The 16,419-nt window shown below is 37.6% G+C and carries 13 protein-coding genes; 8 read left to right on the forward strand and 5 right to left on the reverse strand.

The annotated features are described in order from the left end of the window. The 3 genes from LC418_RS08445 to LC418_RS08455 all read left to right on the forward strand — a co-directional run bounded on the left by LC418_RS08445 (position 1) and on the right by LC418_RS08455 (position 3,759). Positions 1-1,938: a transglutaminase-like domain-containing protein gene (locus tag LC418_RS08445; protein WP_223558750.1), complete on the forward strand. Its 1,938-nt coding sequence runs from the start codon at positions 1-3 to the stop codon at positions 1,936-1,938. 101 nt (positions 1,939-2,039) lie between these two features. After that, the gene (locus tag LC418_RS08450) at positions 2,040-2,864 is read left to right on the forward strand and encodes an RsiV family protein (protein ID WP_223558751.1); all 825 of its coding nucleotides are present in this window, start codon (positions 2,040-2,042) and stop codon (positions 2,862-2,864) included. A gap of 4 nt (positions 2,865-2,868) precedes the next feature. After that, on the forward strand, positions 2,869-3,759 hold the full coding sequence (locus tag LC418_RS08455) for a diacylglycerol/lipid kinase family protein (RefSeq protein WP_407934764.1): 891 nt from the start codon (positions 2,869-2,871) through the stop codon (positions 3,757-3,759). Positions 3,760-3,770: 11 nt separating this feature from the next. Here LC418_RS08455 and tsaA read toward each other — a convergent pair whose 3' ends face one another. From tsaA to ggt, 3 genes are all read right to left on the reverse strand, one after another. Continuing rightward, positions 3,771-4,229, reverse strand: a complete 459-nt coding sequence (tsaA, locus tag LC418_RS08460; RefSeq protein ID WP_223558752.1) for a tRNA (N6-threonylcarbamoyladenosine(37)-N6)-methyltransferase TrmO — start codon at positions 4,227-4,229, stop codon at positions 3,771-3,773. Positions 4,230-4,275: 46 nt separating this feature from the next. Then, positions 4,276-5,556: a dicarboxylate/amino acid:cation symporter gene (locus LC418_RS08465; RefSeq protein WP_223558753.1), complete on the reverse strand. Its 1,281-nt coding sequence runs from the start codon at positions 5,554-5,556 to the stop codon at positions 4,276-4,278. A 248-nt stretch (positions 5,557-5,804) separates the two neighbouring features. Next, positions 5,805-7,493, reverse strand: coding sequence for a gamma-glutamyltransferase (gene ggt / locus LC418_RS08470; RefSeq protein ID WP_223558754.1), 1,689 nt, complete (start codon positions 7,491-7,493; stop codon positions 5,805-5,807). Positions 7,494-7,749: 256 nt separating this feature from the next. On the opposite strand from ggt, the gene LC418_RS08475 reads away from it, so the two are divergent. The 3 genes from LC418_RS08475 to LC418_RS08485 all read left to right on the forward strand — a co-directional run bounded on the left by LC418_RS08475 (position 7,750) and on the right by LC418_RS08485 (position 12,510). Next, the gene (locus LC418_RS08475; protein ID WP_223558755.1) at positions 7,750-10,602 is read left to right on the forward strand and encodes a TonB-dependent receptor plug domain-containing protein; all 2,853 of its coding nucleotides are present in this window, start codon (positions 7,750-7,752) and stop codon (positions 10,600-10,602) included. A gap of 105 nt (positions 10,603-10,707) precedes the next feature. Further along, positions 10,708-11,673 carry an NAD-dependent epimerase/dehydratase family protein gene (locus LC418_RS08480; RefSeq protein WP_111957780.1) on the forward strand — a complete coding sequence of 322 codons (966 nt, stop codon included), beginning with the start codon at positions 10,708-10,710 and terminating at the stop codon, positions 11,671-11,673. 84 nt (positions 11,674-11,757) lie between these two features. After that, a complete protein-coding gene (locus LC418_RS08485; RefSeq protein WP_223558756.1) occupies positions 11,758-12,510 on the forward strand; it encodes a polysaccharide deacetylase family protein in 753 nt (250 codons plus the stop codon). A 161-nt stretch (positions 12,511-12,671) separates the two neighbouring features. On the opposite strand, the gene LC418_RS08490 is transcribed toward LC418_RS08485, so the two are convergent. Together LC418_RS08490 and LC418_RS08495 are read right to left on the reverse strand one after the other, a co-directional pair. Beyond that, entirely contained in the window at positions 12,672-13,877 is a 1,206-nt protein-coding gene (locus LC418_RS08490; protein WP_223558757.1) for a metallophosphoesterase, read from the reverse strand. A gap of 67 nt (positions 13,878-13,944) precedes the next feature. After that, entirely contained in the window at positions 13,945-15,012 is a 1,068-nt protein-coding gene (locus tag LC418_RS08495; protein WP_223558758.1) for a 3-oxoacyl-ACP synthase III family protein, read from the reverse strand. Between the two features lie 101 nt (positions 15,013-15,113). Here LC418_RS08495 and LC418_RS08500 point away from each other — a divergent pair, with 101 nt between their 5' ends. Next, positions 15,114-15,683 carry a hypothetical protein gene (locus tag LC418_RS08500; protein ID WP_111957776.1) on the forward strand — a complete coding sequence of 190 codons (570 nt, stop codon included), beginning with the start codon at positions 15,114-15,116 and terminating at the stop codon, positions 15,681-15,683. A 4-nt stretch (positions 15,684-15,687) separates the two neighbouring features. Next, the gene (gene ubiE / locus LC418_RS08505; RefSeq protein ID WP_111957775.1) at positions 15,688-16,419 is read left to right on the forward strand and encodes a bifunctional demethylmenaquinone methyltransferase/2-methoxy-6-polyprenyl-1,4-benzoquinol methylase UbiE; all 732 of its coding nucleotides are present in this window, start codon (positions 15,688-15,690) and stop codon (positions 16,417-16,419) included.

Genomic DNA, 16,419 nt, shown 5'->3' on the forward strand with positions numbered 1-16,419 from the left:
ATGAAAAAAATAATACTAACAGCGCTCTGCTTCGGAACTTTGATCCATATAAACGGCCAGAAGCATGAGTTTCTTGATCCTCCGAAATTTGACAATGCTGATCTTTCCAAAGCGAAATCAACGCTGGATGAAAATGCGCCGGTGGAAATTTTATATAAATCAGTACATTTTGATGTTGATACCTCTACAGGGAACCTTAGAAAAAAGGTCTTTTACAGAGTCAAAATCTATGATAAAGATAAAGCAGAAGACTGGCTGAATCTTGAAATCCCGTTATACAAAAGTACTGGTGGCAATGAAGAGCTGCTAAATAAAATGAAAGCTTTTGTATATAACCTCGAAAACGGAGCCGCCACCGCTACAAAAGTAGATAAGAGTTCAAAATACAAGAGCAAGGAAAGTAAATATATAACCATTACCAAATTTGCTTTTCCCAATGTAAAGAACGGATCGGTTATAGAATACCAGTATGAAGTTTTGTCTCCGTTTTTATATTCAGTTCCGCAGATCGTGATCGAGTCTGATGCACCTTCTCTGTATACGGAATATATTCTGGACAGCCCTTCGCATGTAGCTTATAATGTGAATTATACAGGCTCACTAACTCCAAAGTACAGAATGGTGGAAGAAAAGACAATGTACGGAATGCCATTTAAAACCTATAGATTCGGGTATGAAAATCTGAAAGGATTCAAAACTGAAAAGTTTGTTAAAAATGACAGGAATTACCGCACAAAAGTAAGTGCAGAGCTTCATTCCACTAATTTTAGAGAACTTAAAATGCATTCCTCTTCCTGGGAAGAAATCAAAGAGAAGCTGTATAAAGACGAAGATTTTGGTGAAGAGCTGAAAAAAACGAAACTCGTTAAAGAAAATGTATCCTCAATTATTTCAGGCCTCAATTCCGATGCAGAAAAAGCTGATGCCATTTTCAATTATGTAAAAAATACATTCACCTGGAACAAAGACAGAGGAATTTATACAGAAGACGGAATAAAGAAACTGATAGAAACAAAAACCGGAAATGCTGCAGAAATAAACCTTTTGCTTGTCATGATGCTTAGAGAAGCAGGACTGAAAGCAGATCCTCTTGTTATTTCCACTGTAGACAACGGCTTGATCAACCTGACATCTCCCAGCATAGTCGGGATGAATTTTGTTATTGCAACGGTTAAGATAAAAGACAGCCTTAATCTCTATGATGCCACTTCAAAACAGTCATCAATGAATAATCTTCCCCCAAGAGACTGGAATGAGTATGGTGTACTCATGGCTAAAGATAAAGCACTGCTGATGCAGATGGGAAATACCACTACAAGCTTCAATTATCTTACTACAGAAGCAAAAATCAATGAAGATGGCAGTATTTCCGGAACATATTCCGACAAGGATACCGGTTCATATGCGATGTTTGCCAAGGAAAGCTATGACGAGAATGCTGAAAAATATAAAAAGGAATATAAAGAAAACTTCTCAATAGATTTTACGGGAATTGAAACCAAGACTCTGGAAAATGGGGATTTCGAAAGTACAATGAAATTTTCCTCAGACAACCTGATCGATAAGATAGGAAAGAAAATGATCATCAACCCAATGCTTTTTTTGAGCAAAAATTCCAATGAATTTGACCAGACTGATGAAAGAAAATATCCGATTGATTTTATCTCTTCAATTACTAAAGTAAAAAAAGTAATCCTTGAAATACCGGAAGGCTACGTTATAGAAACAATGCCTAAAAGTAAAAAGATTGTTACCGAAGACAAAGAAATTGAATACAGCTATATTGCTGAACAGAAAGGTAATAAGCTTGAAATAATCTCTACCACAAAAATTGCCAGTCCGGATTATCCAAAAGAATATTATCCTGCATTCAAACAGATTTGGGGAACTGCCTCAAAAAGTGAGAACCAGGTGATAAGCCTGATCAAAAAATCATAGAAGAGAATTTCCTCAGACCGATTACGAGATCAAATAAAAATAATTTTGCAAAACCATTCATTTTTGAATGGTTTTTGCATTACTTCCAGAAATATATAATTATGAAAAACACCATTGCTGTCCTGGCAGTTTCTTCCCTTCTCGCTTTTTCAGCCTGTAAAAAAGGAGAAAATACAACATTATCTGATAAAACAGAAACCTCTCAAACTGAAAAATTCATAGTGGATTCCGTGAAAGTGAGTGACTCTTCAAAGATTGCAGATTCATTAACCATAGGTTTCACTTCCAAACTGCTTGTTTTTCCAACGCTGAAAGACAAACAATTGCTGGATAGTATTTATTTTCAAAATAAGGGAATCAAAGATTTCTCTAAAAAAGGACTGCAGGCTTTTCTGGATAATGAGAAAAACAAATATTTTAATTCTGTAAAAAGTGACAGTAAAGACTGGCTTTCAGATATTTCCTATGCACAGAAATGGTATACAAATACCCATATGAACCTGGTTTCAACTGATAACGATTATATGCATATTGGATATGTTTGGAGTTCCTATGAAGGCGGTGCTCATGATAATTATGGGTTTTCAGAAAGAGTTTTCGACCTTAAAAACAATAAAAAACTGGAACTTAAAGATATTACTTCAATGCCGAAAGCTCAACTTGAAGCTATATTAATGAAGAATATTAATAAAGTACATAGCGGTACAACAGATAATAAAGGAGAAGTAAAGAATTCAGACATGCTGTTGGTAGAAGTCATTCCTGCAACAGATAATTTCTACTTTGATCAGAAAAACCTCTACTTCCATTACAGCCCTTATGAAATTACCGCCTTTGCAGCCGGAGATATTGTTATTCCTGTATCCTGGGAAGAACTGAAAGGAACACTGAATGCAGAATTCAAAGAAAGAATGAAAATAAAGTAAATTAATGCTTCCGGATCTGGAAGCATTTTCTATTTTTGCGGTAATGGAAAAAGTAGCTTTTATCATTAATCCCTTTTCGGCCAAAAAAAATTATCAGCCGTTTCTTGATGAACTTCAAAAAAAGGTTGACAATCCTTTATATTATATCTCCGAATCTATTCCGGCGACAGATGATTTTATCAGGACAAATTTTGATCATATTGATATTTTTGTAGCTATAGGAGGGGACGGAACTATTTCCACCGTGGCAAGAAATCTTATTAATACGGACAAAATTTTGGCGATTTTTCCAGCCGGATCAGGCAATGGATTTTCCAATGAGACTAAATTCAGCAAAAACTTGGATGAACTTTTAGAAAAAATTAAAACCAGAGCATCCAGAAAGATCGATACATTTACTGTTAATGAAAGACTTTCCATTAATGTTTCAGGAACCGGATTTGACGGGAAAGTGGTGAAAGAATTCGAAAAAACCAACCGTGGGTTCAAAAACTATATCAAAGTATCCCTGAAAACATTCTTTAACTATAAGCCTATCAAAGTTAAATTTTTTGATGAAGCCTATCAACAGTACAATGGAAAATACCTGATGCTGAATATAGCCAATACACGCCAGTTCGGAAACAATGCTTATATCGCTCCTAACGCAAGTAAAAGTGACGGATTGGTAGATATGGTGCTGGTAAAAAAATTCCCGCTGACCTACTCAGCTCTTTTTGCCTTCAGAATGTTTACCAAAAGACTGAAAGATGATGAATATGTAACGTATCTGCCCGTTTCGGAAATTTCATTTAAAGTAACGACCAAAAACTGGCATCTTGACGGTGAATTCAATAAAATAAAATCACCGGTTCATGTGAAAGTTTTACCAGCCAGCCTGAATATTTTGATATAACTGTTTCTGAATTATTTCCAGTAATTTTTCATCAGATCGGCAACCCAGTCGGGCTGTTTGATCGCAGCTTTGGGCTGAAATTCCTTAAATACAGGTTTGATATCCAGTACCGGTGTTCCGTCAATAGCATCGAGAAACTTAACTTTAAGCGTTCTGCCATTATGTTCCAGTAATTCAACGGTTGAAAGTCCTATTGTGTTAGGCCTGTCTTTTTTACGCTGGCCAAAAATACCTGTCATAGGATAATCTGGATTTCCTCTCGGATGTCCTGAAAAAACAATATCTTCCTTTTTTACCTTATCAAAATAATAAATGATTTCAAGATGTGAGAATTTTGAAATATTGCTGAAAGCTTCTGTTGGAATATGGTCAGCCAGTTCAATCTCGGCAATGATGGGTTCCCAGTGATCATCTATTGGTTCCGTCCGGGAATTCTTGACTGTTGCTATAGGTTGGAGTGTTATTTCCATTGAATTAATATTTTAATGATCAGGTATTTTGTCCGTTTCAAAAGTTCTAAATTTCTAATTTTTTCTCAATTTCATTCGGATGATCCAGGCAATATTGTAGTTGGGTTTTATCCAGTTGCTTCTCCCAGTTGGCTACAACTACCGTAGCCACCGAGTTTCCAATCACATTCGTTAAAGCTCTGCATTCGCTCATGAATTTATCAATTCCCAGAATAAGAGTCATTCCTGCTATTGGAATTTCAGGAACAACAGCCAGTGTTGCGGCTAATGTTACAAAGCCCGCTCCCGTAACACCTGCAGCGCCTTTTGAGCTTAGCATGGCTACCAAAAGCAGCATCAGCTGTTTTTCCAGCGGAAGATGAATATTCAGGGCCTGGGCAATAAACAGTGAAGCCAGGGTCATATAAATGTTTGTTCCGTCCAGGTTAAAAGAATATCCTGTAGGAACCACAAGCCCCACGATCGCTCTTGAACAGCCCGCCTTTTCCAGCTTTTCCATAATTCCCGGAAGCGCTGATTCAGAAGAGCTGGTTCCTAAAACCAATAGAAGTTCCTCTTTCAGGTAAAACATCAGTTTGAAAATACTGAATCCATTATACCATGCAACCGCTCCCAAAACAATGATAACGAAAAGGATGGAAGTGATATAGAATGTTCCTACTAAAAATATTAGATTCAATACAGAATGAAGACCATATTTCCCAATCGTAAATGCCATTGCGCCAAAAGCTCCGATTGGAGCCAGCTTCATCAGCATATGGACAATTTTAAAAATAGGGGTAGAAAGATCCTGTAAGAAATCCGTTACTTTCTGGCTTTTTTCTTTAGTCAGAACCAGGGCGCCCCCCATGAGAATAGCCACCAAAAGAACCTGGAGTATATTTTCACCTACCAGCGGACTGAAAAGTGTTTCAGGAATAATATTCATGATAAAGCCCGTCAGGGTCGTGTCGTGAGCCTTTTGCTGATATTGCGAAACATCGCCTGACAGAGTAGCAGGATCAATATTTAAACCATGTCCCGGCTGTAAAATATTTCCTACAATTAATCCGATAATCAGGGCTAAGGTGGAAAATGTAAAGAAATAAATCATCGCTTTTACCGCAATACGGCCGACTTTTTTAAGGTCAGTCATATGGGCAATTCCTAAAGTAAGGGTAATGAAGATCACAGGAGCGATGATCATTTTTACCAGTTTGATAAATCCATCACCGAGTGGCTTCATTTTTTCGCCCAGCTCGGGATAGAACCTTCCGAGAAGTATACCTGCTGCTATGGCAATAATAACTTGAAAATAAAGCTGCTGATAGAATTTTTTAGCCTTCAAAGGATTCTTTTTTAGATTTTGAAAGCGGAAAATTAAGAATTTTTATTTTAAAACATGACGAAAGTCAGTTAAAACTGATGATGAAGAAAGGAGATGGGAGATGGAGGTGCTGGAAATTCTGGAAGTTTAGGATAATAAGAGTAGTGGATAAAATAATGCTTCGACTCCGCTCAGCATGACCACGTTGATGTAAACTGTGTCATGCTGAGCGGAGTCGAAGCATGTATAAATAGAACCTCGGATTTTGCTTATTCCACCGCTACAGAATCATCTCCGCGGCCGTCTGCCACAGCATGAATGTTTCCGTTGTCGTCCATCAGGATCAGTTCTGTTTTTCCGATATATTTTATTTTTTCAATCACATAGTTTTTACTTTTGAGAGCTGTGATCGTACTTTCAGGGAAATTATTTTCTACCGTAATTTTCTCAGGAAGCCATTGATGATGAAATTTCGGGGCGTTCACAGAGATGTTGGCATTCAGTTTAAAATCTACCACATTAACGATAGACTGATAAACCGAAGTAGGAATCGTTGTTCCGCCTGGTGTTCCGACCACCATATAAGGTTTCCCGTTTTTAAGCAGGATAGTAGGAGTCATAGAAGAAAGCATTCTCTTATTAGGCTGTATAGAATTGGCCTCTCCGCCTACGGCTCCGAACATATTCGGAACTCCGGGCTTAATTGAGAAGTCATCCATTTCATTATTTAAAAAGAACCCTGCTCCGGAAACCACAACTTTACTTCCGTAATATCCATTAAGTGTAGTTGTTACAGACGCTGCATTTCCTTCTTTATCTATAACAGAAATATGGGTGGTCTGGGTAGATTCTTTTGGCTGGCTGATGATTTTTCCAACTTCTGAACTTGGTGTCGCTTTACTGAAGCTAAAGCTTTTCCATCTATTCTTTAAATACGAATCTGAAGTAAGAAAGGTAGTTTTGTCCTCAATAAAATCAGGGTCGCCCATGTATTCTGCTCTGTCTGCATAAGCCCTTCTTTCGGCCTCCGTCATGATCTGAACAGCTTCTGTTGAGTTCTGCTGATATTTTTCAAGGTTTTCGTATCCGGCCATTGTCAGCATCTGGGCAAGCAATACACCGCCGCTGGAGGGAAGAGGCATTGTGACTACACGGTTTCCTTTATAATCAAATTCTAAAGGTTTTCTTTCTGCCGTTTTGTAGTTTTTAAGGTCTTCCAGAGTAATGATTCCGTTACCTTTCTTCATTTCGGAAACCATAAGCTCAGCCGTTTTTCCTTCATAAAAACCTTTTGCACCCAGCTTCTGAATTAATCTCAGCGTGGCAGCCAGTTCTTTCTGAACCAGGAGATCACCGGCTTTCCATGGAGTGTCTTTTACAAAAGCGATGGAAGATTTATTGTGTTTTAAGAAGTTTTCTTTGTGGGTATTCAGCATATTGGCCTCCATTTCCGTGATAGCAAATCCTTTTTCTGCCAAATCAATAGCTGGCTGGATGATTTTGTCCATCGGGAGCTTGCAGTATTTTAAAGTCGCAAAAAATCCGGCTATACTTCCGGGGATTCCTACTGCGAGTCTTCCGTTTTGGGACAGGTCTGTGTTGGCTTTTCCGGATTTGTCAACATACATATCTCTTGAAGCTTTTTTGGGAGCTGTTTCCCTGTAGTCCAGCGTGAATTTTTCACCATTGTTTTTCACACCGACCAGAAAGCCGCCACCACCGATATTTCCAGCCTGAGGGTAAACTACAGCAAGAGCATATTGTGTTGCTACAATAGCATCATAAGCGTTTCCTCCCATCTTCATGATATCCGCTCCTGCCTGGCTTGCAAGAGGGTGGGCAGAAACCACTACACCTTTATTCTTGACTTTTACCTCTTTTATGATGTTGAAATCGGTATACTGAGCCCAATATACATTACCTGCCAACAATATTGCTGCAATTAAAAACTTCTTCATATGATTTTGTTTGAAAACAAAAGTAGAGAATTTTTGAAGAAATTATAAGTCTTTAACAGGAGTTTATATCTGTAAAAATCATTGAAAAATAAATTATTCATTAAATTATTTATTTGTTTGTAAAAAATAAATCATATTGAATTAATTTGTTTGATTTATTAATATTATTTTATTTATTTTCATTAAATGAATTGTTTTATTGAATTAAATTTAGTTTTTTATTGATTTAATTGCTATTTTTGATAAAACGAACCATATGAGAAAAAATTACCAGAAAATTGCTTTGCTTGGAGTATTGTTTTTTATTTCAGCAAATGCCAATGCGCAAACTAAGGATTCAATAAAGACCAACCAGGTGGATGAAGTAAAGATCACCATTGGTTCACGGAATAAGGCAAGGGTTGCTACTGATACTCCGGTACCGGTAGATGTTATTAATATTGGTTCTCAGTCAGTTTTAAGTCCTCAGATGGACCTTAATCAGATTCTGAATTACGCAGCACCTTCTTTTACATCTAACTCAACAACTGTAGCAGATGGAACGGACCATGTTGATCCTGCCCAGTTAAGAGGACTCGGGCCTGACCAGGTATTGGTTCTTCTCAATGGAAAAAGAAGACATACTTCTTCTTTGGTCAATATCAATGGTTCGCCGGGGAGAGGATCGGTAGGTACTGATCTCAATGCGATTCCTGCATTTGCTATTGAGAGGCTGGAAGTGCTGAGAGACGGAGCTTCTGCACAATATGGATCTGATGCTATTGCAGGGGTTATCAACGTCATTATGAAGAAAAACACCAATGCTTTTACAGCCGCCATTACAGCGGGAGCTTTCAATTCAAAAGGATCTAATGACCATCATGGAGGATGGGATGGTGGAAAATACCAGGTAGATCTTAATTACGGGACTAAAATCGGGACCAATGGATTTATCAATTTCACAGCAAGTTTATTAAGCAGAGACGATACCAGAAGAGCTATGGCGGCAAGCGGAGATATTTTTAATGCCTATAATGCAATTGAACAGAGAGCGTTGGAAAACGGGGTAAATATTTCTTCACTTTTTGGTAATATTAGCAATACTCCAAATACACAGCAGATTATAAATTATATCCATCAGTATGCCCCGCAGGTCGGTTATTTTACGGCACAGCAGCAGGCTGATATTCAATCTGCGAGCACTATTACGCAATTGCAGAACCTGTTGAAAGTTAATGTAACTGAAAATGAACTGGCTTACAGGAAATTAACAAGGGATGATTTTAATATGCGGGTAGGACAGTCGAAATTGACGTCCGGCCAGTTTTTTATGAATTCTGAATTTGATCTTTCATCATCTGTGAAAGGATACGCTTTTGGGGGAATTTCTTACAGAGATGGTAATGCAGCAGGCTTTTTCAGAAGACCCAACCAAAACAGAACTTCCACTTCAATATATCCTAATGGCTTTTTGCCTGAAATAGCCTCAGATGTTATTGATCTTTCTTTTGCGGGCGGATTTAAAGGAAAACTAGGAAATGTCAACTATGATATCAGTAATACCTTTGGACAGAATACTTTTGACTATACCATTAAAAATACGGCCAACGCATCTATGGCCTACCCTGGTAAAACAGAATTTGATGCAGGTGGATTGAGCTTTATGCAAAATACGATCAATGCTGATTTCGACACAAAGATTGACTGGCTGAAAGGCTTTAATGTAGCTTTCGGAGGAGAAGCGAGGTTTGAACGGTATAAGATAGAAAACGGAGAAGAGGCATCGTGGGCGCTTTATGATATCAATGGGAAAATCCAGACTCCATCAACTGTTGCTTCTTTGAAGCCAACTGATTTTTTAGGGGCTACCAGGCCGGGCGGATCACAGGTATTCCCGGGTTTTAGACCTGAAAACGCTCTGAATAAAGGCAGGCAGTCTGTTGCGGCTTATGTGGATACAGAACTGGATATTACGGACAAATGGCTTTTGAGTGCTGCTTTGCGGTATGAAAATTATTCGGATTTTGGATCTACGTTCAATTATAAAATAGCAACACGGTATAAACTGACAAATCAGATCAATTTAAGAGCGGCTCATTCAACCGGGTTCAGAGCTCCATCTTTACAGCAGATTTATTTCAATGCTACCGCAACTCAGTTTGTAGGAGGGGTAGCATTTGAGGTAGGTACATTTTCAAATGATTCAGAAGCTGCTAGGCTCCTCGGTATTCCCCAGTTGAAACAGGAGGAGTCAGCGAGTTATTCTGTAGGTTTTACGGCAAAAATTCCACAAGCTAACCTTACTTTTACTGTTGACGGTTATTATATTAAGATCAAAAACAGGGTGGTTCTTACCGATCAGTTCTCAAGACCGGCCGGAACCTATGCTGACGGAAGCCCGGAAAAAAATCTGCAGGCCCTTTTTGATAAGGCCAATGCCAATGCGGCTACATTTTTTGCTAATGCTATTGATACCCAGACTAAAGGAGTAGAAGGAGTGATTTCTCACAGAGGGAGGTTTTCCGAGAAATTTTCGTTAAATTCTGATCTGGCAGTGACAGTATCCAAAACCAACAGGGTAGGAGATATTCATGGTTCTGATGCCTTGATTAAAGCAGGGCAGGTCAATCGTTATTACTCGGAATCCAGCAGGATTTATCTTGAAGAAGCTGTGCCAAGATTTAAAGCTTCTTTGAATAATGCCTTGGAAATTAGTAGATTTAATGTGCTTTTGAGAAATGTGTATTTCGGAAAAGTTACCGACCCGAATACAATGGATGCTAATGGAGATGGTATTGTAAATGGCGAAATCATTAATGGACAGGCTGTTGCTACAGAGCATCCTGTTTGGGGTGGCAAGGTAATTACAGATTTATCCGTAGGATACAAATTCAGTGACAGTTTCAGGCTGACCATTGGGGCTAATAACTTATTTGATATTTATCCGGATAAAAATTACGGACCAACTGCGGTAAAAGTGCCTGCCCTGGATGCTTCCGGTAATTTGACTTACGTTAATGCTGCTCCTATAGACCTTACCAATCAGAATCAGTTCGTTTATTCCAGAAATACATCCCAGTTTGGAATGAATGGAAGATTTCTTTTTGCAAGAGTTAATCTGAGCTTTTAACAGCTTCTTTTTAGATATTATGAAAAAGGTATGTTTATGCATACCTTTTTTATTTTGGTTGGTATGATTTTTTTACTTTTGTAGAATTCTAAAAAAATATGTAAAATGGAATCCTATACGGAAAGAATACTAATTACGGGTGCTCTGGGACAGATCGGCACCGAACTGACAAACAGGCTTGTTGAAATTCACGGAGCTGATAATGTAGTAGCATCGGGACTAGACAGATGGCAAAAAGGAATTACTGCTGCCGGACATTATGAAAGAATGGATGTTACCAATACACAGCTGGTAAGGCAAGTCGTTAAAGACTACGAAATCACAACAGTGTATCATTTAGCATCGCTTTTGTCAGGAACTTCAGAAAAACAGCCAATTTTCGCATGGAAACTGAATCTTGAGCCTCTGCTTCATTTTTGTGAAATGGCAAAGGAAGGCCTTCTTAAAAAGATCTTCTGGCCAAGCTCAATTGCGGTATTCGGGAAAGGAATCCCAAAACATGATGTAGGGCAGGATGTGGTTCTGAATCCTACAACAGTTTATGGAATCTCCAAGATGGCAGGAGAGAAGTGGTGCGAATATTATTTCGACAAGCATGGAGTAGATATAAGAAGTATAAGATATCCGGGACTTATTTCGTGGAAGACTCCGGCTGGGGGTGGTACAACAGACTATGCCGTTGAGATTTTTTACGAAGCTATAGAAGAAGGAAAATATACCAGTTTCATTTCCGAAGATACAGGAATGCCGATGTTATATATGGATGATGCGATCAACGCAACATTGAAATTAATGGAAGCTCCGAAGGAAAGTCTTACCGTTCGTTCTTCCTATAATTTAGGTGGAATGTCATTTACTCCAAAAGAATTAGCAGAAGAAATCAAGAAAGAAATCCCTGATTTTTCTATCGATTATCAGCCGGATTTCAGACAGGCAATTGCAGATTCGTGGCCGGCTTCCATTAATGATTCCGTAGCGAAAAAAGACTGGGGGCTGACTTATGATTTCGGAATTTCTGAAATGACGAAAGACATGATTAAGAATCTTAAAGTAAAATTGAATAAAAATTAATTGATTAAAGTTAATGTTTAAATAAAAGTTATTTTAACATCTGATTTTTAATTCATTATAAATATTATCTAAAACTTAATTTAAATGATTTTATTGACTTTTAACATCCTGAATATTGAAGCTGAAGCGAAAAACGTTGCAGAAATTTCTGATGGGGAAAGACTGAAAATCACAGAAGATAATACAAAAGCTATTCTTCGGATTTTAGATATTCATGATATAAAAGCAAGTTTTTTTGTAGAGATTTCGATCGCAGAAAAACTGCAGAATTTAATAAAAGCAATTTCATCCAAAGGGCATGAAATTGCTTTTTATAATTTGAATTCCAATCTTCAGGAAATTGAAAATGGTAAGAAGAATATTCAAGACCTTTTGGAAAAACAGGTTAGAGGAATCAGGCAGAAAGATTTCAAGCTTCCTCTACAGGATCTAAAATCCCTGGAGTTTAATTATGTTTCCAATATTGATAATGCAGATATCCTTTTTCCGTTCAAAAGGCTGAAAAGAGATACAGAGATTAATGAAGAAGACGGACTGAGTATTGTCCCTGAAAGTATCTCACCATATAGCCAGCTACCCTATAATGATTTTGTTTTTCAGATTCTGCCGATGAATTATTATCAGAATATGGTTTTTGAAACCCTCAAAAATGATGATTTTGTACTGATTTATCTCAATTCCTGGCAGTTCACCGATTTTAAAAAATACAGATTTGATATTCCGTTTTACAGAAGCCTGCTTTCGGGCAAAAAAATGGAGGACAAACTGGATGCCCTCCTTACCTGGATTAACGAGAAGGAACTTGCCACTTCCCGTATGAAGGATTATATTTTTTAAATTTCTTTCTCGAGGATTTTTATGCTCCCGCAGATTTAGCAGATGTTTGCGTTGTTAATTGGATCGTACATTGTTAAGATATAAGGGCATTATTGAACCTGCTTATCTTTGGCTATAGATCATAATATCCATAAACATCTGCTAAATCTGCGGGAGACTATTTAAGACAGCTCAAAAAGCGTTATTTCAGGCAAGACCCCAACTCTCCCTGGGTAGCCCAGAACTCCAAACCCTCTGTTAACATACAGCATTTTCCCTTCACTTTCATACAGATCGGCCCATTTTGGGTAACGGTACTGTACCGGAGACCATTTTATATTTTTAAGATCCAAGCCAAACTGCATCCCGTGGGTGTGTCCTGAAAGTGTCAGATGAATATTTCCGGGGTGTTTTTTTACGACATAATCGAAATGGGTAGGGTCATGGCTCATTAATATTTTCGGAGCGGATTCCGGGACGTTTTTCAAAGCGTCATCAATCTTTCCAAATTGAGGGAATGGCTTCAGTCCCCAGTTTTCGACACCGAGGATGTATAGCTTTTCTCCATTTCTGTCAATGACCCTGTTTTCATTTCTCAGCATATCAAAGCCGGCCTGTTTTTCATATTCAATGAGCGTGTCAAGGTTCTTTTTCTTGGCATCATTAGACGTCCATGATACATAATCGCCGTAATCATGGTTTCCCAGCACTGCAAATTTTCCGTCTTTTGCTTTGATCTTGGAAAATAGCGGAATAAAAGGTTTGAATTCATCTGCAACATTATTGACCATGTCTCCTGTAAACAGAACAAGATCAGGATTTTGCTCATTAATTAAGTCAATGGCATGTTGTAGTTTGTCCGGATCAGAAAAGCTGCCACTGTGAACATCAGAGATCTGGATCACTTTATAGCCTTCGAAACTTTTGGAAAGCCCGGGTATTTTTACTTTTATTTTTCTTACCGTATGTCTGTATTTTCCGAATGTAATTCCGTCAATAAAAAGAGCAGAAAGAACACCTCCGAGACCTAACCCTACCATACTCAGAAACTTTCTTCTTTCAGGGAAAAAGTTCTCTTTAGGCTGTGTTAATCCCATTAAATATCCTCCAGTTCTGAAGATGTCATCAATTAGTAGAAATAAGACCACGAAAATTTTCGGCAGAATAAAGATCAGGAATAATGAGATCATAATCTGCGCCCTGACCGTACTTCTGTCAGATCTTTGGAAATGGGTGACTTCATAAGCGAATATCCCGTATACAGCTAAAGAAACTACCCAATAACCCAGCCTTATCCAGAAATTATCGGTTAATGTTTTGATAGCCTGGTATATATAGACCTCAAGGAGCAGGAAGATGGCAGCAATGATCAAAAAATTTCTTTGCATAATAAATCTAAAAAAGCACAAAGAATACGTTTCCCTGTGCTTTATATTTTTTTGTTAATTAAATATTTTAAGGAAATCTGTAAACGATAGCATTGATGTTCATTCCGGCACCTACCGAAGTCATCACAATGTTACCTTTATCTTTAAACGTTTGACCCTCCATTTTTCCTTTAATTATTAAATCGTACATCGTAGGAATGGTTGCTACAGACGTATTTCCAAGGTTCTGGATTGTCATAGGAGAGATCGAATGGTCGTAATCCTTCACGTCATACAGTTTGTGGAGTCTTTCGATCATAGCATAATCCATTTTTGCATTCGCCTGATGGATCAGGATTTTATCGATATCCTCAATGGAAAGTTCTGCATCTTCAATAGTTTCTTTGATGGCTGAAGGCACATTTTTAAGGGCATATTCATAGATCTTTCTTCCCTGCATTCTTACGTACAGACGTCTTTGGTCCACATTGGCGTTAATGGAAGGTGCATTTTCAAGATAGCACAGTTCCGGACCGTTGTCGCAGATTGTGTTGTGAGAAATGATTCCTACGTTTTCCTGATCAGTAGCCTGTACTACCACTGCTCCGGCTCCGTCAGCAAAGATCATTCTGTTTCTGTCATGCGGATCAGTAACACGGCTTAGCGTTTCTGCACCAATTACAAGAATGGTTTTAGCAGCTTTTGCTTTGATAAGATTGTCTGCAAGGATCATGGCTTCCACCCATCCCGGACATCCGAAGATCATATCATAAGTAATGCATTTTCTGTTTTTAATGCCTAGCTTATTTTTTACTCTTGCTGCCATATTGGGCATAAAATTCACATATCCGTCTACAGTAACTTCTCCGAAGTTGCTCGCGTAAATAATGTAGTCCAGTTGTTCGCCATCTACTTTAGCATCCTCAAGGGCTGCTTTGGCAGCCTCAGCGCCGATCTGCGAGTTGGAAAGGTCGTCTTCAATAAATCTTCTGTTTTCTATTTCTGTGATTTCTACAAACTTTGCGATGGTTTCTTCTGCAGGTTTTTCAATCTTAACTCCGTCTTCAGTGTAGAACTCAGAATCCATGAAATAATCTCTACCAATAACTCTGTTAGGAATATAGGATCCGGAACCAATAATGATCGTATTCGGCATTCGTTTATATGATTTTTTAAAGATGCAAAGTTAATAATTAATATTAATAACGGAGAATTAAAAATATTATTAAATTTGCAAAAATTGTACTTTACAATCGTATGAAAAACAACTCGTCCTTAAAAGGCTTACTTATTGCAGCTGTGGTGTTTATCGTTGCCTTTGGGGTCTACTTCTTTTTTTTAGCCAAGAAAAATTATTTTGTAGTAGACAACCCTACACCCAATACCTACTATTTTAAGATCAATAACGGTTCCGAAGGGGTTATTTCTGCGGGTCAGTATGTACATGTGGACATAAAAAAAGGAAAAAATTCTATCAAAGTTTTCGACCAGAACAGGAAAATGCTGTATGATTCTGCATTTGAAGTAAATAAAATTCGTGGACTGATCAATATTGCTCATCAGGATTATTATATTAATGATCAATATTATGGGTACAATCTTAAAAAAGATTCATTACTTTTGGCCCTGGACAAAATCACAATTGACGGAAAAGCTTATTTCGGAGGCGCAAGGCACTTCAATAAGCTTTATACTGAAGATTTTTATTACAATGTAGACGAAGATTACGATAAGGTAATCAAGAACATCCAAAAGGTGGAATCGAGATCAAAGATCTTCAGAAAGCAGGATTTCCTAAATTATTACAAAGAATATTACAAGTTTTAAAGTTTTGACAAAAGATATTACCAAAGTTACTCCCTACAATTCTGAGGCTACCAAGAAAAGCCAGGTAGAGGATATGTTCGACAATATTGCACCGAAGTATGACCTTCTGAATCGTGTTTTATCAATGAAAATTGATATCATATGGAGAAATACATTGGTGAAAATGATGAAAAAAGACAATCCGAAAGAAGTGCTGGATGTGGCTACAGGAACGGGAGATTTAGCAATTACGATTGAAAAAGGAACCGATGCAAAAGTAATTGGTTTGGATTTATCACAACAAATGCTGAATGTTGGCGTTATTAAAATAAAAAAACTTAAATTAGACGGCAAAATTTCCATGCAAAAAGGAGATGCAGAAAATTTACCTTTCGAGGACAATAGATTCGATGCTGTTTCCGTTGCATTTGGAGTGAGGAATTTTGAAAACCTTACCAAAGGTTTGGCAGAATTAAGAAGAGTAGTTAAAGATAACAAAAGTGTTTATATACTGGAGTTTTCAAAGGTTGAGGGGTTCTTAGGACCATTTTATATGTTTTATTTCAAAAATATATTACCTGCCATTGGCAGACTGGTTTCCAAAGATAATAGGGCATATACATACCTTCCGGATTCTGTAAATGCTTTTCCTTTTGGGGAAAAGATGAAACAAATTCTTTTAGATACAGGATTTAAGAAAGTAGAATATAAAAAATTAAGTTTAGGTATAGCCACAATTTATAAAGCAACAAAGTAA

The sequence above is a fragment of the Chryseobacterium lathyri genome (assembly GCF_019970085.1).
GTDB lineage: Bacteria > Bacteroidota > Bacteroidia > Flavobacteriales > Weeksellaceae > Chryseobacterium > Chryseobacterium lathyri.